The sequence below is a fragment of the Methanobrevibacter thaueri genome (genome assembly GCF_003111625.1).
GTDB classification, from domain to species: Archaea; Methanobacteriota; Methanobacteria; order Methanobacteriales; family Methanobacteriaceae; genus Methanocatella; species Methanocatella thaueri.
In genome coordinates, this window is the sequence record NZ_MZGS01000017.1 from 99014 (window position 1) to 119646 (window position 20633).

General features: G+C 37.3%; 14 protein-coding genes. 6 read left to right on the forward strand and 8 right to left on the reverse strand.

The window, feature by feature from the left end; all coding sequences use genetic code 11:
* Positions 1-273: a hypothetical protein gene (locus MBBTH_RS03595; RefSeq protein WP_116591688.1), complete on the forward strand. Its 273-nt coding sequence runs from the start codon at positions 1-3 to the stop codon at positions 271-273.
* Here MBBTH_RS03595 and MBBTH_RS03600 read toward each other — a convergent pair.
* The 4 genes from MBBTH_RS03600 to MBBTH_RS03615 all read right to left on the reverse strand — a co-directional run bounded on the left by MBBTH_RS03600 (position 262) and on the right by MBBTH_RS03615 (position 2533).
* Positions 262-528: a hypothetical protein gene (locus tag MBBTH_RS03600; protein ID WP_116591689.1), complete on the reverse strand. Its 267-nt coding sequence runs from the start codon at positions 526-528 to the stop codon at positions 262-264. The two genes, MBBTH_RS03595 and MBBTH_RS03600, sit on opposite strands and share 12 nt — an antisense overlap.
* On the reverse strand, positions 529-972 hold the full coding sequence (locus tag MBBTH_RS03605) for a hypothetical protein (RefSeq protein WP_116591690.1): 444 nt from the start codon (positions 970-972) through the stop codon (positions 529-531). It lies immediately after the preceding gene.
* A 2-nt stretch (positions 973-974) separates the two neighbouring features.
* Positions 975-1409, reverse strand: coding sequence for a hypothetical protein (locus MBBTH_RS03610; RefSeq protein WP_116591691.1), 435 nt, complete (start codon positions 1407-1409; stop codon positions 975-977).
* 179 nt (positions 1410-1588) lie between these two features.
* The gene (locus MBBTH_RS03615; protein ID WP_116591692.1) at positions 1589-2533 is read right to left on the reverse strand and encodes a ketopantoate reductase family protein; all 945 of its coding nucleotides are present in this window, start codon (positions 2531-2533) and stop codon (positions 1589-1591) included.
* A 213-nt stretch (positions 2534-2746) separates the two neighbouring features.
* Between MBBTH_RS03615 and MBBTH_RS03620 the strand changes: the two genes are divergently transcribed.
* The 3 genes from MBBTH_RS03620 to MBBTH_RS03630 all read left to right on the forward strand — a co-directional run bounded on the left by MBBTH_RS03620 (position 2747) and on the right by MBBTH_RS03630 (position 16287).
* Entirely contained in the window at positions 2747-10732 is a 7986-nt protein-coding gene (locus MBBTH_RS03620; RefSeq protein WP_116591693.1) for a right-handed parallel beta-helix repeat-containing protein, read from the forward strand.
* A 44-nt stretch (positions 10733-10776) separates the two neighbouring features.
* The gene (locus MBBTH_RS03625) at positions 10777-14238 is read left to right on the forward strand and encodes a C1 family peptidase (RefSeq protein ID WP_116591694.1); all 3462 of its coding nucleotides are present in this window, start codon (positions 10777-10779) and stop codon (positions 14236-14238) included.
* A 312-nt stretch (positions 14239-14550) separates the two neighbouring features.
* Entirely contained in the window at positions 14551-16287 is a 1737-nt protein-coding gene (locus MBBTH_RS03630; protein WP_116591695.1) for a Na+/H+ antiporter NhaC family protein, read from the forward strand.
* Between the two features lie 48 nt (positions 16288-16335).
* On the opposite strand, the gene MBBTH_RS03635 is transcribed toward MBBTH_RS03630, so the two are convergent.
* From MBBTH_RS03635 to MBBTH_RS03645, 3 genes are all read right to left on the reverse strand, one after another.
* Complete coding sequence (locus MBBTH_RS03635; protein ID WP_116591696.1) at positions 16336-17115, reverse strand: class I SAM-dependent methyltransferase; 780 nt, start codon at positions 17113-17115, stop codon at positions 16336-16338.
* Positions 17116-17200: 85 nt separating this feature from the next.
* On the reverse strand, positions 17201-17911 hold the full coding sequence (locus tag MBBTH_RS03640; RefSeq protein WP_116591697.1) for a RecB family exonuclease: 711 nt from the start codon (positions 17909-17911) through the stop codon (positions 17201-17203).
* On the reverse strand, positions 17898-18932 hold the full coding sequence (locus tag MBBTH_RS03645; protein WP_116591698.1) for a glycosyltransferase family 2 protein: 1035 nt from the start codon (positions 18930-18932) through the stop codon (positions 17898-17900). The genes MBBTH_RS03640 and MBBTH_RS03645 overlap by 14 nt, the downstream gene beginning before the upstream one ends.
* Before the next feature lie 96 nt (positions 18933-19028).
* On the opposite strand from MBBTH_RS03645, the gene MBBTH_RS03650 reads away from it, so the two are divergent.
* Entirely contained in the window at positions 19029-19571 is a 543-nt protein-coding gene (locus MBBTH_RS03650) for a flavodoxin family protein (protein WP_116591699.1), read from the forward strand.
* Between the two features lie 36 nt (positions 19572-19607).
* Positions 19608-19847, forward strand: coding sequence for a 4Fe-4S binding protein (locus MBBTH_RS03655; RefSeq protein WP_116591700.1), 240 nt, complete (start codon positions 19608-19610; stop codon positions 19845-19847).
* Here MBBTH_RS03655 and MBBTH_RS03660 read toward each other — a convergent pair.
* Positions 19840-20622 carry an NAD(+)/NADH kinase gene (locus MBBTH_RS03660; RefSeq protein WP_116591701.1) on the reverse strand — a complete coding sequence of 261 codons (783 nt, stop codon included), beginning with the start codon at positions 20620-20622 and terminating at the stop codon, positions 19840-19842. The genes MBBTH_RS03655 and MBBTH_RS03660 overlap by 8 nt on opposite strands.
* Positions 20623-20633: the final 11 nt, after the last annotated feature.

Below are 20633 nucleotides of genomic sequence, written 5' to 3' on the forward strand. Positions count from 1 at the left end.
GTGATAAGAAGGGTCGCATCCTCAAGAAGACTGCTCAGAAAGAGAATGTATAAAGCACCACATTCCAGACACAGGGTTCCGAAATATTATCGAGAGAACAAAAACAAGGCCAAACCACATCAGGAAGATTTCAAGAAAATGAACGGACCCCAAATAAAACCTAGAAGAAGACCGAAAAGAGAGGTTATTGAAGGGTTTAAGATGTCTTACAGGTATAAGTATTACATGCAAGGCAAACAAGAAGAAACAGATGAAGAAGAATTAGATGATTAATTCTTCTTTAGTAATTATTTTTTTATCAGAATGAATATCTAAAATCAGACCGCTGAAAGCGTCATCATTTTTCGCAAGTTCACTGAAAAGTTCATCGGATACTTCAGTGGGTTTGTAATCAACTAATTCTAAATATTCAAAGCCTTTTTCATATTCATCCATATTTGAAAAGACAATTATTTTGAAATCATCAAGACTTCCAGTGACCAGGAAGTCCTTTTCATGATCCTCGCCGATTGTTGGACAGATATACATCTAAAAATCACCATTCCTATCCATATTGAAGTTTTGTGAGTGTGGATTGATTACAAAACCCTGGAAACACTCGTCAGCTTCGGCCAAATCAGCAATGTCCTCTGGAGTAATGACCTTCAAGTCAAGCTTATCGAGAAACAGCTTGGATATCTTGGCGCTGCCGACGGCATATTCGCGCATGTCGGTAAAGATTGGAATTATGTACTCCCTGCTTGTTTCGGTAAGTGTCAGCTTGACCGGCTTTTCCGCCTCGTCAATCAGTGTGAAGTAAATCTCATCGGGATATGTGTCCCTGATGTTTTTCTTCACTGCCTCAAGCTCTATTGCATCTTCGCTTTTAAGCTTTTTGGCCATTTCAGCGTATATTTGAATATACTCCTTCAGTTGGCTTTTTGAAGCTTTGACGTTATTTTTCTGATAGTCCCGGTAATCTTCGAGTTTCATATCTATTCACTGCAATCGTGGACGTTTTCTGAGAAAATTACGAAATCGCATTGAGGGGCGTCAATTGCAAGACCTAAAAACTCGTCATCTTCAGAGTATGCTTGTACAATTGCGTTTCCAACCGCCTTGTCATATGCAAAATTAGCCTCACCGGATTCTTCAATGAATGATTCGATTGCCTTTTGTGCCTCTTCCTCGGAGGTGTAGACTGGTATGAAGAACTCTTCGTGTTCGTCGTCCTCTCCGCTGACAATCAATGCAACAACCTCTTCATCTTCAGTGTCTGCGTTGTATACGATAGTGAATTCCTCATGGTATACCATATGATCGATTTCGTGGCCTAAATCATGTAATTCATCAGCCATCTCTTCGTTATCTTCGTCAAAATTATCTTCAAGTTCAATATATTTTTCAATTAATTCTTTAAGTTCGCTCATAATATCACGTAAAAATAAGTTTTTTAAAAACAAATGAACATTCTCTTCCTAAACACCACTAAAGGAATACAAGCGAATGCTCATTTCAACCATCACCATTGTTCATATTATAAAAAAATAGTACATAACAATATGAACAATACTATTTTACTTTTCAACATATATAAAGTTTTAGTTTTTTAGAAGGTTGATTCTATTGCTTTTATTAGGTTATATATAAATTCATTAGTTTTTACATTAACATTGTTGAGCTTACCTAGTTGGATGACCTTGCCGTTCAGTGTGTCAATCTCTGTAGGTATCTTCCTTTTAATGTCCTGGTGTGTTGATGAGTAGTGGTTATAGGTGTCCGGAACCAGCTTTGAGTAGAACAGGTCCCTGTATTCCTCCGGACTTTGCCATAGGGTCTCATATGGGGATGCTTTGATGACCTCAAAAATCTCATCTATGATACTGTTCATTATCTCCAGTGTGTAGGGGTTTTCGGTCAGCTGGCCGTAGGTGACGTCCAGTATTGCGCCCAGAGGATTTAATGTGCAGTTGTAAAGCATTTTTGCCCACAGGTATTTGTCGACTTCATCGGTAATTTCACAGTTTATTCCTGATTCTGTTATCAAGTCAGCTATTTCCTGCAAATCTTTCGGATCTTCTTTTTGAAGGGACCCGAGCAGTATAGGTTCGGTGTAGACTGTAACTTCACTGACATGTCTTTCGGGTCTTGTAAAACCTGTGATTACCCGTGCTGAGAAGACCTGCTTTTTTGTGAAGTATTCAAGGTAAAACTCGTCATTACCGAATCCGTTCTGGAAGATGATTATTCTGGTGCTTTCCTTAAGAATGTCCCTGTGGTCATTCAGATTCTTTGCAATGTCCTCATTTGCGGTTGTTTTTGAGGCTATGAAAATGTAGTCGAAACTGTTTTTTGGGATGTCTTCATATTTCTCATAGACCGGAACGTCCTTAATCTCATAGTGTGTGAACAGTCCTGTTCTTTTGATTCCGTTTTCCTTTATTGCTTTTGCTGTTTCGCCACGTGCATAGATTGATACATCTGCGCCCTGTGATGCGACTGAAGTTGCAAGTCCAATCCCGACACCGCCAGCACCTATAACTAGAATATTCATATTTTAACCTCAATTTTAATTTTGTCATTGGCAGGTAATATGATTTATTAAACCTGTTTTTATTGTTTTATCAAATAAAATTTAATCATATTTTAATTTTTATCAAGTAAAACTTAAATTTTATATATAATATTTTATATATTCTTATAATGTAAAGTTAGATTTATTTTTTATTATTATAACTTTATAGAAAAATTTAATCGAAGTGGTTGAATGAAGATAAATAAGAATATATTGATATGTGCACTTCTGTTGCTCATAATGCTATGCGTTATAGGCTCAGCAAGTGCAGAAGATACAAGTATAGATAAAAATTTAACCACATCCGATACTGATGAAATAGCTATTGAGGAAGGTTATTCTCAAGATGGCTTGGAAGTTTCGGATAGTGAAGAGAAATTAAGTGCTGAACATACGGTAAATAGTTACAGTGAACTCACAACGGCGATAACAAATGCTGCTGATGGAGATACTATAATATTAAATGATGGTACTTATGAATTTCCAAGTTCTGCTGGAACTATAACATTAACTAAATCATTAACATTCAAGGGTGAAAGTAAAAATGGAGTATCAATTGTATCAGCTGGAACTTATAGTATTTTTTCAGTAACAGATAATGGTATTTCATTAAACATTCAGAATTTGAATTTTAATGGCGTGTCTACTTCAGGTAGCGGTATTGTTGCTATCGGAGGTACAGGAAATTTAGATATTAAGGACTGTAGTTTTGAAAATTGCCAAGCAAAAGCTGGAGCTGTTAGGTTTTTTGGTTCCGGTAATTGTACAATTAACGGTTTAGTTATTAAAGACCATCAATTATCTTATTCTTCGGCTACAAATTATGCGGTTGCTTTAACTTTAACAGGAGCAGGAACATATACATTAGATAATGTTTTAATTGATAATGCCAATTACACTTGGACATCATCATCTACCCGAGGTGTAATTTATATTAGTAATCAAAATGCAAAAGCCATAATTAATAATTTAACAATTATGAATTGTGGTGGTAATATGTATGGAATAATAAATAATGCGGGAACAACTACAATTACTAATTCAAAAATTACTCGAAATACTATTCCGGGGGCAACTGGAAATGCAATTATACGTAATTCAAATAAATTAACAATTAATCAAACAATAATTTCTGAAAATATTGCTTCAAATCCAAATGGAGGTTATATAATTCAAGATGCAGGTTCCTCTTCTGTAAAAACAGTATTAGAATTGAATTATAATAATATTTATGGAAATAATGCTACAAACATTTATGTTACTACTAATGATCAATATGTTGAATCTGTTAATGCGGATTATAATTACTGGGGCAGTAACTATGATAATTCAGATGAGCTTAAAACAGCAACAAATATCGAACAATCAACATGGGCAAATATGGAGGGTGACAATTTTGTTGATCAAGATGGCCAACCATTAGCTAAAGAAATTCCTACTTTAAATGATGGTGGGGACGAACCTGAAGTTGAATATGACTTGTATGTGGACTGTTATGCTGCTGATGGTGGAGACGGATCTAAACTCAATCCATTTAATTCTATTTCTGCTGCGGTAACTGCTGCGGATGATGGCAATAGTATTTTCATTAGGAATGGTATGTATACAATCGATTCTAAAATAGATCTTGGAAGTAAATCTTTAAGTTTCATTGGTGAAAGTAATGAGGGTGTTATAATCAAATCTGCCGTTAATACTGCAGTTTTTGAAGCTATTTCTACAGGTGTTAGTTTAAAATTAGAAAATTTAGTATTCAAAGACAGTTCCACATCTTCTATGGGCATAATTAACTTTGGAAATTATGAAACTAATGCAAAATTAGAGGTTATTAATTGTACTTTTGATAATTGTAATGCTAAATTTGGAATGATACATGTTAAAACATTAGGTGATGCTACAATTTCTGATGTTAAAATTTATAATTCCAATTGTACTGTTAGTAAAGGGGCTAACGCGATTTACGTTCAATATGCTACTAATAATTTAGATATTAACGGGGTTGTCATTGATAATTGTAATTATGTATCAACTGGAGGTTATTCATATGGAGTAATTTATATGAATGCTGCAGTATCTAATGCAATTATTGATAACGTTTCAATTACTAATTGTAAAGGAAATATTTATGGTATAATTAATGCAAAAGGTAATACTGTCGTTAGGAATTCAAAAATTATGAACAATCAGTTATCTGCATCTACTAATGATATATTCCGTTCTAATAATCCTGGTACATTAACTATCGAGCAAAATATTATCATAAACAATACTTGCGGTAGAATTTTTTACAGTAATCAACCTTCATCTTCTACAACAAATACTGTTTTAAATGCAAATTATAATAATATAGCTAATAATACTTATTCCACCATATATTCTGGAAGTACTGGTTGTGAAATAGATTTTGAATATAACTACTGGGGAAGCAATATTGCCCCAACCGATCCTAGCGTAACTCACTACGCAATCATGGACAGTCAAGGCCATTTCACCGATGAATCAGGCAATGAACTTGCAAAGGAGATTCCAGTACCTTCCGAGGAAGGCGGAGATGAACCTGCAGTTTTAGACATTATCTATGTATCCGACAGCGGCAGTGATGATAATGACGGTTCAATGTCTGCTCCTGTCAAAAACATTGCAAAAGCTGTTGAACTTGCACAAAAAGGCAAAATTGTTATTTTGGCAGGCAACTACACTTTAACTGAAACATTATCCATAGATAAGGATTTGGACATTGAAGGTAGGGGAGCTGTTTTAATTAAAGGTTCTTCCCAAATAATTTCAACTTCAAAAGCCCTTAATTTAACCAACATCAAGTTTGACTCCACTGCTGATGTGACTGGTTCTATTATTTCAACCAATGGTGATTTAAACATTGATTCATGTGCATTTTATGCAGATACCCAATCAGGTAGTGCTATTTACGTTGACGGCGGAAATGCAAACATTGCCAATTCAATTTTAATAAATCCTACAGGTTATGCTTTAACCGTATCAAATGCTCCGGCCACTATTGTTGCAAATAACAACTGGTGGGGCAAAAACGATGCTGCAAACACAAATACCGATGTGGATTCATGGATTGTGATGGATGCAGGCATTGACCTTGCAAAAATCAATGCAGGTGATGAGGTTACTATTACTGTCACATTCACAAAAACTAATGAAGGCAGTGATTATGCTGGAACATTACCTGAATTCAATGTAAAAGTCACAGCAAATGAACTGAATGAAAACTTAAGTGTCAAAAACAATCAGGCAAGCGTCAAATACACTGTAAACGCCGATGATGAGGCAACTATAACATCAGGCAGTGAAAACGTCTTAGTGCCTCTCAAATTATATGACCCTCCGGAAATCATTTATGTCGACGGTCAAAATGGTGATGATACAAATGAAGGGGATGAAACACATCCTGTAAAAAGCATTTCAAAAGCGATTGAACTTGCCAAAAAGGGTAAAATCATCATTTTGGAAGGCACATACACCATCGACAATACATTGACTGTAAATGATAATCTGGACATTACAGGTCAAGGCGATGTAATCATTGACGGTAATTCAAAACGTATCCTAAACAATAACGCTGACTTGAACATTACAAACATCCAGTTCACAAACGGGTTTGATTCATCAGCAGTCATTGTCAACAATGGCAATTTAACACTCGCAAATACACAGTTCTATTCAAACGTTAACTTAAATGGATATGGAGCAAGCGTAGTGAGAAACAATAAGAAGTTAACCGTAACAGATTCCAAATTCTATGAAAACAAAGAAAGGTACGGAAACATCTACAACAATGCAGGTGAACTGTTAATCAGCAATTCCGAATTCTTCAACAATGATGTGACAACTGTTACAACAGTACCAAACGGTCTTGCAGTATACTCTGAAGGCGGAAACGCTGTGATTGAAAATTCCAAATTCTACAACAACAAAGGTAATTTTTCAGTCATTTACTTCATGTCCAAGGATTCATTGAGCTCAAGTGTTGTTAACAACTTAACTGTTGATAACTGTACTTTTGACAACAATGAATTGGTCAGATATGGTGCAATCTACTCACAAAAAGCCAATACTACCATCAGGGACTCAACCTTTACAGACAACATAGTCAGAAAAGGAAGTACTTCAGATGCTGACGGTGGGGCAATCTATGTCTATGGCCAAAAGGTAACTGTTGAAAAATCAGTATTCATAAACAATAAGGCAGATAGAGGAAATGACATCTACGTTTATGCTGGAGAATTGGAAATATCAAATTCAGTTTTAATCAATGAAAACAGATATTCCATTGTAAACGCGTCTTCTGCAACTGTAACAGCCAATGATAACTGGTGGGGTGCAAACACTCCAAATGTTCCGTTTGCCGTTGAAAGATGGGTTGTAATGACTGTTTCTTCAAATGATACAGAAATCGAAACAGGTGACACTGTCGAAATTGTCGCTTCATTTGACAAGACAAACGACGGCAATGATTATGCCGGCGAATTGCCAGAAGTACTCAATGTAACCTTCAAATCAACCAGCGGCAATCTGAATGAAGTTAAAACAATTAAAAATAAGAAAGCTGAAGTTACCTACACTGTCGACACTGCAGATAAACAAATCACTGTCTCATCAGACGATGCAAACGAAACATTAAAGATTTCAAGAATTCTGGACATCGTCTATGTATCAGTAGACGGTGATGATGACAATGATGGTGATAGGGATGCTCCTGTAAAAAGCATTGCAAAGGCATTGGAGCTTGCTGTGAAAGGTCAAATCGTTATCCTTCCAGGTACCTATAAGACAGGATATTTGGGAATCATCGATGAGGATTTAAACATCACCGGTGAAGGAAAAGTAATAATCGATGCTGACAACAACAACAGGGTTTTATACATTTATAACACTTCAAATGTTGTTCTTAAAAATCTGATTTTCACAAACGGTTACACTGCCGAAGCTCTTGATGAAAGCGGTGCACTTATAGGCAGTGCAGGTAATCTGACTATCAACAATTGCACTTTCGCAAATTCAAGATCAGAGAAAAACGGTGGTGCAATATATAATGCAGGAAACCTTATAGTAATAAACTGTACTTTTGAAAACAATACTGCTGATGAATGTGGTGGTGCAATATTCACACAAAAATCCGGAAATGGAATCATTCCAAGTCTAACTGTTGACAATTCCGTATTTAGAAACAACTCCGCTAAAGGAAAATCCAATTATGGTGGAGGAGCCATTTACATACAGCAGGCTGCCGACGGTGTATCAATCATAAATTCATTATTTGAAGACAACAAATGTATTGATTATGGTGGAGGGGCAGTTGAAATAGCTCAAACCAATGTTGCTTTAATCGACAACTGTACATTTAGATCCAACTCCGCTAATGGCGAAGACTACAAGACCAAATCCAATTATGGTGGAGGTGCAATCAGCTTCAAAGGATTCTATTCAGATACCCGTGAAACATTGACCGTTACAAATTCTCTGTTCCTTGACAACACCGCTAACGAATACGGTGGAGGAGCAGTCTTTGCTATGTATTCAACAGTAAACCTCCAAAACTCCGTACTGATTAATAACGGAGATGACAATGGAATTTACGTATACAGCAGGGATGCGGATATTGCTCCTGCCAAAGTCAATGCAAATGACAACTGGTGGGGTTCAAATGATGACCCTAAACAGTTCATCAATCGTGGAACAATTTCAAGATGGGCAATCTTAACAGTATCAAATGCTTCTGAAATAAGAGCAGGTGAAACAGTTACATTAACCGTTTCCATTAACAATTACACTACTGGCAGTTCTAATGGTAGCTTATCTAATCCTATCAAAGTAGAAAGGCCCGTAACTATTTACACAAACCTTGGAAACATTGAAGGAACATTAATCAATGGTGAATTCACAACCGATTACACTGTTCCTGCAGGTCTAAAAATTATTTCAGCAACTGTTGATAGTGAAACACAAATATTATATGTTGTCACCACTCAGACTAATGTTGAAATTAGTAATATTACTGGATTAATGGGAGACAGGTTAAATTATGTCATTGCGGTTTCAACTAATGATGGATCCATTGTCAATACTGGTAATGTTGAATTATACTTCGGCGATGACTTGATTGCAACAATCCCTGTTTATAATGGACAGGCTGAAGATACAATCCTCATCAATAAGCAAACAGGTATTTACACCATTACCGCAAAATACATTGATCCGACTGAAGAGTTTGCCAATAATGAGGCAACAGCCACATTAAATGTAACCGGAATCGACAATGTGGTTACTTCTGAAACATTCGCCAAATTCTTTGACAGTGAAGGCAAAATGTTGGATGACCTTCCATTCGACGAACTGTACTTCGAGGGCACATTTGAAAACATGGGCGTAATCACCATAGGAAAACCTATTAAGCTTACTGGAAGAAACGCTCAATTTAAGGACACAGTTTTCAAAATCGATGCAAATGATGTGGTCTTAAACAATGTATCTATCGAACTAAGCCAAAGATTTGACAAAACAGATGGTGCAGCAATATACATTGGCGGAAACAATGTGGTTGTTTCAAACAGCAACATCACCTACAACGCTCCGGACAATGTACAAAGCTATGCTATTGAAGTGGATGTTGCCAAGAATGTGAAAATCATCAACAACAACATCAACTACACAGCCAAATCAGACGGTACAGTCAAGACAATTGCAATCAATGCACTCGATTCCGATAACCTTGTTGTTGAAAACAACGTATTGAATGCAAACGTTCCATCCGTTGACCTTGACTATTCAGCATATCCAATTGTGGGCTATAAATCTCAAGGGGTGCACATTGAGAAAAGTAACAATGTGTCATTCGACAAAAACGACATTACAGTCAATTATGGCAATGCAGCAGGATACGCCGATACAATCTATGCTGTTCACTTTGAAGACAGCAACAATTCAAGAGTCACCAACAACGGCATTGAATTGAACGGCCACAACTATGCATACGGATTGGTTACCAATTATTGTGAAAACATTACAATTTCAGGCAATGACATCAAGTCCAATTCCGATGACCATTATGCAGCGGGTTTACAAGTGGGCGGCAAATCAACAGCTTCCGTAGACAACAACAACATTTCAGCCAAATCAAATGAGGTTGTCTATCCTGTATACCTCGACGATTGGCAAATGGGCGGTGAAGTAAATCTCACCAACAACAACATCAAAGGAGAATCCGATACAGTATACGGAGTATACGTAGAAGAGGACAAAGTGCTGATTTCCGGAAACACTATTGAAACTGTAGGAAACCACGTTTACGGTGTAGTGACCCATCAAACCGATGCGGTAATCGATGGAAACGACATTAACGCAACAGGTAGGGATGTCGGAGATATTGTATCCCCTCAAAGTGGCGTCAATGAAAACACAACCGGTATCATTGTCAGTGAAGGCAAAGCCGAAATCACAAACAACAATGTTGTAACTACTGGAAAATCCACCATAGCTGCAATCAACACAAATGCAACAATCAAAAACAATGGATTGACTGCAAATGGCACAACTGCTGATGACAGTATTTCAAGCGTGAATTCCACTGTTGTCACATCAGGAAACACTGCAGCTAAGGACAAGGATGCTCCAACAACTCCTGTTGTCAAAATCACCGGCAAGAACAATGCTAAGGTTGACTATGGATTCACATACAGTGTACGTGTAACCGAAGACGGAAAATCCGTAGGTGCTGGTAAAGTTGTAACTCTTAAGATAGCTGGAAAAACATTGAAAGCAAAAACAGATAAGAACGGTTATGCTAAATTCACTTTAGCAGTAAAACCTAAAGCCTATACCGTAACCGTAACATACAACAAGGTTTCACAAAAGTATAAGGTAACTGTCAAAAATGTTATTAAGGCTAAAAACTTGAAAGTCAAAAAATCAGCTAAAAAACTTAAAGTTAAAGTAACTTTAAAAACATCTGCTAAAAAACCTATTAAAGGTAAGAAAGTAGTTCTTAAAATCAAAGGCAAAAAATACAAAGCAAAAACCAATAAGAAAGGTGTTGCTACATTTAAAGTCAAAAAGAACTTACTTAAAAAACTCAAAGCAGGTAAAAAATACAAATACCAAGTTACCTATGGTAAGGATACCGTGAAAAAAACATTAAAAGTTAAAAAATAGGGATTTCAAATCTCTATTTTCTTTTTTTATTTTTTTTCGGAGGAATGAAATTGATTAGACATCATAAATTATTGTTGATTGGGCTGTTGGTCTTGATATTCATTATTCCGTCAAGTCATGCGATGGAAAACCAAACCAATGATTTGACCGAAATTGAGGATGTTCAAACAGCTATTTCAATGGTTGATGAAGATACTTTGGCTGCAAGTAATGACTATTATTTCAATTCATCACTGGAAGACGACAATGGTGATGGAACCTCTCAAAATCCATATAAATATCTGACTGCAGAGAGGATTAAGGGAAACTGTAACATTCACCTGACTGACGGTGAATACGTTTTGGACGATTCAAAGACAATTGAAAAGGTAAATATCATCGGATCCACTCCGACAAAAACGGTCATTAAATATGATGGAGTAGGATTCACTGTTAACTCATTCTTATCTTTAACCAACGTTACATTAACCGACATGTCAATAACCAATCATGGAAGCGTTAATGCGACAAATTCAATTTTTAATTATGGATATGGTAGTAAGGCGGACAGTTATGGAAACAATTACGGTGGAGCAATCTACACATCAGACGCCAATGCCAATTCCAAAGTGACAATAGCAAACTGCACATTCAATGAGGGATATGCCGTTTATGGCGGAGCGATTTACATGGGCGCAGGTTACTTGAGCATATCAGATTCACAATTCATCAATAACTATGCATATAACTTCGGCGGAGCCATAGCATGTGAAAACACATTGAACGTGGCAGTTTCAAAATCAAAATTCATCAGGGCTTATTCCATAGATGATGCGGGAGGTGCAATATATGTCAAGTCATCTCCAGTCACAATAAGCTACTGCGATTTCGTAAAATGTTCCGCAACATTTGGAGGAGCGATAACAACTCTCAATGGTGATGTGAGGCTGAATCATGTCACTGTCGTCAACAGTTCCGCAAAATGGGATGGCGGAGCTATTTATCATATGTACGGCAAGTTCTCTTCAACAAACGGATATTACAATAACAATTCAGCAAGAAACGGTGGAGCAATATATATTGACAATTCATCAGATTTGCTGTTGATATCCAACATTTTTGAAGGAAACGAGGCAAACATCCAGGGCGGTGCAATATTTTCACTCCTGAATAACTTACGCCTATCACTAACAGGAAACACTTATAAAAACAATAATGCGCCGATAAATAAGGATTACTTCGACACTTCAGACCTAAATGCAAATATTGGAAACGGAAACTATACCAATTATTTAATATCTGATGAGGAGATAATCGATATTCCAAGCCGTTACAGCCTGGTGGATGATGGATTTGTAACCATGGTGAAAGACCAGCAGTCAAGCGGTAACTGTTGGGCATTCACAGCAATGGCAGTTCTGGAATCCTGCCTTAAAAAAGCGACAGGAATGGAATTTGACCTTTCAGAGGAAAACATGAAAAACCTCATTGCACTTTATTCCGATTACGGATGGAAAATGGACACCAATGAAGGAGGATACGATTCCATGCCGTTCGGATATTTTGCAAGCTGGCTTGGTCCTGTCAACGAATCATCTGATGTGTTCGACGACAAATCAGTTCTGTCCCCTGTTTTAAGCAGCATCTTGCACATCCAGAACATATTGTTCTTAAAAAGGGACAACTACACGGACAATGATGCAATAAAGACTGCAATATTGAAATATGGGGCTGTCGGAACATCCATTTACTTTGACACATATTACCTGAACAACGGCAAGGACTATTTCACATGGGCATTATACCCATCAAACCATGCTGTTACAATTGTCGGATGGGACGACAACTATTCAAGGGACAACTTCTATTTCGGAAGCTATGCCGACGGCGACGGGGCATGGATTGTAAAGAACAGCTGGGGCCCTAATTGGGGAGACAACGGATACTTCTATGTCTCATATTATGATGAATCCTTTGCAAAGCCAGGTGTTGAGGGAATAGCCTACACTTTCGTTTTAAATGACACTGTCAAATATGATAAGAACTATCAATATGACATTGCCGGAAAAACAGACTATCTGCATGACGACAGGACTGAGGTCTGGTACAAGAACAAGTTCACAGCCGGCGGAAACGAAATCCTCTCCGGCGTTTCAACATACTTTGAGAAGTTAACCAACTGGACAGTGTCCGTTTATGTAAACAGTGTTTTGATGACAACAAAAAGCGGAAGTTCACAGGCGGGGTATTACACCTTCCATCTTGATGATATCGTTCCGTTGTATGCCGGTGATGTCTTTGAGATAGTGTTCAACACTACCAGTGACAGGTTATCCAGTGTTCCGATTTCCGAGATTGCAGCACTCAACAAGGCCATTTATTATCCTGAAATATCTTATGTAAGCTATGATGGTGTTAACTGGCAGGATCTTTTCTATCTGTCAAAAACATATGCGTTGCATACATACAAGTCACAAGTGGCATGCATCAAGGCGTTTACTGTGCTGGCGGATTACAATACCACAACAACAGTAAGCGTTGCCAATGGCACTATTGAGATAAGTGTTGAAGATCAGTTCAACAATCCCGTTAAATCAGGTGAGGTCAGCGTCAATATAAACGGCAATGTCCAAGTCTTCAAGGTGGATGACGGAAAGGTTGAAGTGCCGATTGATTTATTAGATGGAATATATGACATTGATGTATCATATAATGGAGATGATTACAATTCCTCCCAGAGCAGTTATGAGTTGGAAATCCTGTTGAATGTGGAATTGGCCAAGAATAATGTTTATACCTACAATTCAGATTACAGAATTGTTTTATCCGACCAGTTCGGCAATCCGATTGTGGGAAAGACAATGATTTTAAACTTAAACAATGAACAGTATAATCTGACAAGCGATGCTGATGGATCAATTACATTCAATATAAGATTGAAGGTTGGAAAATATGATTTGGTCCTTATAAATCCTGTTAACAACGATAATGTTTCCCAAGTGATTCAGATTTCTCCTCGCTTGAGCGACAATCAAAATATTGTCATGTACTATGGGGCAAATAACGTCTTTAGGGTCAGAGTTTATGGCGACAACGGAAATGTCCTTAAAGGAGAGTCCATCAAAATCATGATTGGTGGAAAGTCATACACTGCCAAAAGCGATAAAAACGGCTTTGCCAGTGTCCAATTGAATAAGTTGGCAGCTAAAACATACTCCGTAACTGTTGATTATAAGGGATTCAAGGTTTCCAATAAAATAAAAATCAAGCCTACACTAACCGCCAAGAACAAGTCAATTAAAAAGGGCAAGGTTTTAACATTTACTGCTAAACTTGTCAATTCCAAGGGAAAGGCTTTGAAAGGTAAAAAGATTACATTTAAAATCAAAAACAAGAAATACACCGCAAAAACCAATAAGAAGGGCATTGCCAAAATCAGAGTCAAGAAACTTAAGGCGGGAAAATACACCATCAAAACAAGCTATGGCAAGGTTAAGATTTCAAATAAAATCACTGTGAAGAAATAGATGTAAATTTATTTCTTTTTTTCTTTTCATAGCAGAATTGGTATTTCGAGTAATACTTTTTTAAAGTATACGTTTTTTTATTTTTCATTCAATTTTTTTCATGTATCAATAAATTTCAATTCCCAATTTTGCAGGTTCTTTAATTATTTTATTCTAAAACTTAAACCATATTCAATTTTAATTACAAAATTAAATTATAATCTTTTTATATTATTAAAAACAATATTAAAGTGTACATGTTTTTAAGTTAATGTTAAAATTAACTTATTTTTAAATTTAATCTATGTATAGGAAAATTTGGTGTGATAATAAATGAATGACAAAATGAGATTGGGTTTAATTGCAGCTGTTTCAATTATACTCCTGTTTATTTTATCATTATGGATTTCAACAACACCTGCTGATGCAGATAACTCTGTCAGATTCGGTATATTAACTTTATTACCGCCACTTGTTGCTATTATATTGGCATTCATAACAAAAGAGACAGTTTTATCCCTTTTCATCGGTGTATTCGTTGGAGAATTCATGTTATGTTCAAATGATTTGAATATCATTTCCACAATAGTCAACGCATTCCTAAACTTAGGTTCACAAGTCATCAGTTGTATGGCTGATCCTTGGAATGCAGGTATTATTCTTCAATGTCTACTTATTGGTGGGGTAATCCAGCTGATAACAAAAATGGGTGGGGCAAAAGCTCTTGCAGACGCATTTGCTAAAAGAGCAGACACTCCAAGAAAAGCTCAATTATTCACATGGATTTTAGGTTTATGTGTATTCTTTGACGATTATGCAAACTCCCTTATTGTAGGTCCTATTATGAGACCTGTTATGGACAAACTTAAAGTATCAAGAGAAAAATTAGCGTTTGTTGTGGACGCAACTGCAGCTCCTGTAGCGGGAATTGCAATCATTTCAACATGGATTGGATTAGAAATTAGTTTAATCGCTGCTGGTTTCCAATCAGTCGGTGTAACTAACGTAACAGGATTCGGAATATTCTTGCAGACTATTCCATACAGATTCTATAACATATTTATCTTAATATTTATCGTAATATCTGCACTTACCTTATACGAATTCGGTCCAATGAAAAAAGCAGAACAAAGAGCACGTGCTAGAAAAGAAGATGAAGAGATTATCGTTCCTGAAGCTCCTGGATTTGATGAAGTCAAACCTGTTGAAGGAGTCAAATTATCCGTTTGGAATGCGATTATTCCTATTGGAACCTTAATCATAGGTGCATTAATTGCATTCTACTGGAGTGGATACACCACCATTCTAGGTGGAGAAGACCAAGCTCTCATAACTTTAATGCAAACTGCTCCTTTATCATTTGATGGTATCTTCCAGGCATTATCTCAATCCGATGCATCCGTAGCATTGTTCCAAGCAGCATTATTAGCTTCCATTGTAGCAATCGTAATGGCTGTCGGTGAACAAATCCTAACCATCGAGGACGCTATCTCCGAGTGGATTGGTGGTATGAAAACCATCGTTATTACCGGTGTAATCTTGCTTCTCGCTTGGTCCTTAGGTGGAGTTATCGGTGAAGTCGGTACCGCTGATTACCTTGTAGGTATTCTAAGCAGTACAATTCCTGCATGGATTGTTCCTTCATTGATCTTTATTTTAGGCGCTTTGATTTCATTTGCAACCGGTACTGCATACGGTACCATGAGTATCTTAATGCCTTTGGCTATTCCTTTAGCATGGGCTGTAAGTACTGGTGACATGAGCTTTACAATCGTTTGTACAAGTGGTGTATTGACTGGTGCGATTTTCGGGGACCACTGTTCACCGATTTCCGATACAACAATTCTCTCATCCATGGGAACAAGTTGTAACCACATTGATCACGTTCAAACACAAATCTATTACGCTATCTTTGTAGCTATTGTAGCTGTAGTATTCGGATACATCCCAGCAGGATTCGGTGTCCCATGGTACGTCTGTGGTGTAATGGGTATTATTGTAATGTTCATCGGACTTAGAATATTAGGTGAAAAAGTAGATTTTGATGAAGCTGAGGAAGTATCCTCATAACTTCATTCTTTTTTTTATTTTTAAATTTTTTAGGCTGCACAGGAAAACTTATTTTTCCAGCACAGCTATGTAATCCATTCTTTTTTTCAGTAACGGGAACCATGTGAATAATCTATAAATTGGTTTGTAGACATTGACTCCATCAAAGAGGTTAACGTCCTTGACCCATCTGAAATGTCTGTTTAATCCGGTCAGTTCCCTGCCGCTTTTAAGTCCCCAGATAAATTCGGAATTTGTCTCCTCAACTGAGACCTCTTTTGTATTTTCAACTGAAACCGGAGGCATGATTTCGGTAAAAATGGTGCATGAGTCGAAATTGTCATCAATGATTCTTAAAATCTCGGAATTGTCCTGTTCGGTAAGGTACATTGTCAATCCTTCAATGATGAACAGCATATCTTCACTTGCCTCGATTTCACTCGCCCACTTTGAATCCATTGCTGAGTATGCAAGTGTGGTGACTCTTTCTGTATCCGGCAGGTATTCCAGTCTGAATTTGGCTGAATTTTCCAAATCCACATTGTACCATTTGATTTTGCCGTTGTCTAACCTGTTGAAACGGGTGTCCATTCCTGAAGCGATATTTACTATTGTGCAGTCAGGATGTTTGCTTATGTATTCGCTTACCATGCTGTCAAGAACGATTGTCCTTCCAATCACTCCCATTTGCATCATCTTGTCTTTTTCGGCCATTGTGAAATCATAATCTATTTTTGATATTACTTCAATGGCCTTGCTGTCATAGAATTTGTGATTCTTTTCTTGTGAGTGCTTCGCTTTTGTGTATATTGTCAAAAGCATGGTTTTTTCTACGCCTTCTAAATTCATATAATTTTTCCTCCATAATTGGATTGTTATTTCATGTTATATGTTGGAAAATATAGTATATAAATTTTTAGGCATGCCTAAATTTTTAATAGTAATGGTCACAGATATCCTTATATGTACAGAATTTGCATAAAAACTGGGGTTTTGCATAAAAGTTTCCCTTATTTACCTCACTTCTAACAAAATAAAACGTGTCGATTGCCTCATCGATTTCACGGGAATGCAGAAACTTGCGTTTGTTTTCCTCATCACACACATCAAGCAATCTCAAACGGCCGTTTTTGGTGAAGAACACACCAACTGTTGAAACATTCCTTTCATAGACATTCTCTACAAGAAGCTTGTAATAGCATAACTCCCGACGGTATTTGGAAAAGGAACTGGAATTGCCTGTCTTGTAGTCGATAACAATCAAATCCCCGTTTTCATCTTCAAGAATGATGTCGCAGATACCGGAAAAGCGGTGTTCCTCATCTAGGAGGTACTCTTCCTGGCTGTAAAGCTTGTAGTCCCCATCAACGAACACTTCCTTGAAGAACAATCCAAGATTTTCGATGTGGTTGGCCAGATCATAACTCAGGTCAAGCTCATGGGCGATTTTAAACAGTTCATTGTCAATGTCGACATTGTCTAGGTCATCCCCAAACTTGTCGGCAAATTTCTCGGCTATCAAATGGACGTCGCTGCCTAGAGCCATGTATTTGTTCGGTTCGGATTCAATCTCATCGATGTATTGGAATTTGAACTCAAGTGGACATTTCAAGTAGGTGTTGATTTTTGATTTAGATAATTTCATAAATTTTATTCCTTACTTTTTGTAGTTTGCTTTCTTTGTTGAAACTGTCAACGCATTTTTCAAAGCGTGTGGCATTTTTTGATTTGATTGCACAGTTGAACATGTGCCTGTATTCATCTTTCAGATTATTTGCAAAAAAGTCATCGCTTTCCCACTTGTCCTTATTTTTGAGATACTCATATTTGATCCTTTCAAAGAATTCCTCCTTTTGGGAGGGGTCGGCCTGTTTGAATATGTTGTAGATATTGTGGAATATCCTGTAGTAGAGCGCTCCCTTATGTTTAGGATGATTGAACTGGGAGCAAAGGTCAAGCAGCAGGTTGGTGATTTCAATTGTGTCAAGCGATTTTACCGTTAGATGCGTTGATGTCGAATCCGGTCTTTGGCGGCGGTTGTATAGGAACTCATCATAAAAGAGGATTCTATCGGCTTTAAATATTGCATGTGTGAAGAAAACATTGTCTTCAAACAAAAGCCCTTCTGGAAATCTAATTTCCTCAATGAATTCTCTCTTAAAGATATTTCCAGGGCTACACACGCACAAATCAAGTGCCATATCTCTGACATCATCATAATTGAATGCATCTTCACCAACACGGTCTTTTAAGTAGGGCATGGTGTAGTATTCGTCGTTTATCCTTTCGCCTGTCTCCCCATTGAAGTTGCTTATCTTGAATATGATGAAATCGGCATTCTTTTCAATGTTCAAATCGTACAGCCTTTCAAGTGCGTCCAACTCAAGGGTGTCGTCACCGTCAATAAAATAGACATATTCTCCCTTGGCATATTCAAGGGCGGTGTTTCGCGCATTTCCTATTCCCTTGTTTTCCTGTGAGATGATTTTCACTCTTGAATCTTTGCTTTCATACTCCTTTAGAATATCAAGAGAACCGTCGGTTGACCCGTCATTGACGCATATTATTTCAATGTCTTCAAGGCTTTGATTGACAATGCTGTCTAGACATTCACTCAAATAGTCTTCAATATTGTAAACTGGAATAACGACGGATATTTTCATCATAAAACACCTAATCTGTAAAGGATAGTATAACAATAATTTATTTAATGTTTAATGTATATATTATTAATTACAATTAATTTTGTGGAGAGTAGTTAAATGAAAATCATAGCACTTCAAGCAAGTCCACGTAAAGGTGGAAATTGTGACGTATTAATGGATGAAATGATAAAAGGAATTGAAGAAAACGGCGGGGAAGTAGTCAAATACTACCTTGAAGATAAGGAAATCGCACCATGTAAAGCATGCATGTACTGTGCTGAACACCCTGAATGCGTAAGGGCAGACGACGGTAACGAAATCATCGACGCATTGGTTGACGCTGATGGAGTAATCTTTTCAACTCCAATCTATTACGGACAAATGTCCGCTCAAGGTAAATTAATCATAGACAGGTTCTATGCAATCGGCCAAAACCCCGATAAGAGCTTATCCGGTAAAGCGGCATTAATCTTCACTGAAAACCAACCTGAAGGGACTTACGAACAATACATTGAATTAACCAAATTCTCACCATTCACTTTCATGGGATATGAAGTGCTTGGACATGTGGATGCGGGCAGTGCAGGTCCTGCAGGTATTGTTGCAGAAGAGCAAGAAGACAAACTAAAAGAAGCTTATGAATTAGGTTTAAAATTCTAAACCTATTCATTACTATTTTTTTAAATTAAAGATAATATGGGTCTAGGTTCACTTTTCAGAAGGGGTAAAAAGGAAAGCAAGGAAGAGGTTGTGGAGCAATGCCACATTGACATCAACACTGACGAGTGCGGAGGATGTGAGAAATGTGCTATTGCATGTCCAAACAATGTCCTGCAGATAATCGATGATGCATGTTCCGTAAGGGATGCGCAGGTCTGCAAAACATGCAGGGTTTGCGTTGCGATTTGTCCCAACGACTGCATTACAGTTAACTGATGTTTTCACGGATAGTGTCGATGAAGCTTCTATCCTCTAATTTAATTATTTTTGTTACCTTGTCTGACTTTCTGACTTTAATGGTGTCTCCGTTGAACACCTCTATTTCCTGTCCGTCATACAGCACGTAACACTGGGTGTTTCTTCTAATTTCGGTTATTTTCAGTTCCACTTCGGAATTGTCGGAAATGATTATGCTCCTGTTGATGATTGTGTGTGGAGCTATTGGTGTAAGAGTTATTATCTCGGCGGTAGGATCGACAATAGGGCCGCTGCATGAGAGGTTGTATGCGGTTGAGCCTGTTGGTGTGCATACAAGGATTCCGTCGGCGGTGTATGAGTTGATCACTTTTCCATTGATTATCGCATCGAATCTGACAACCCCGAATATGTTCTTTGAGATTGCTATCTCGTTCAGCGATTCAGGTATCCCAATCACCTCGCCGGTTGTCCTGATTATTTCACCTTCAAGCATCATCCTGTCCTCGATGTAAAAGTTGTCATTAATGATGTCTTTCAAGGCCTTTTCAACATCCTGCGGATTGATTTCGGTAAGATAACCTAATGTTCCGGTGTTGATTCCTAGTATTGGCTTTTGTGATGATAGTCTAGCGGTTTTCAGAAATGTTCCGTCCCCTCCAATGGAAAAAAGGATATCACATTCATGGACATCACTTGCTATTTCAATCTTAAGGCTTTCAGCCAGCTTGATAATCTGCTCTTTTGTCTGAACTGATTTCTGATTCTCGCTGTCAAGATTAATGAAGATTTTCATAATGATAATTA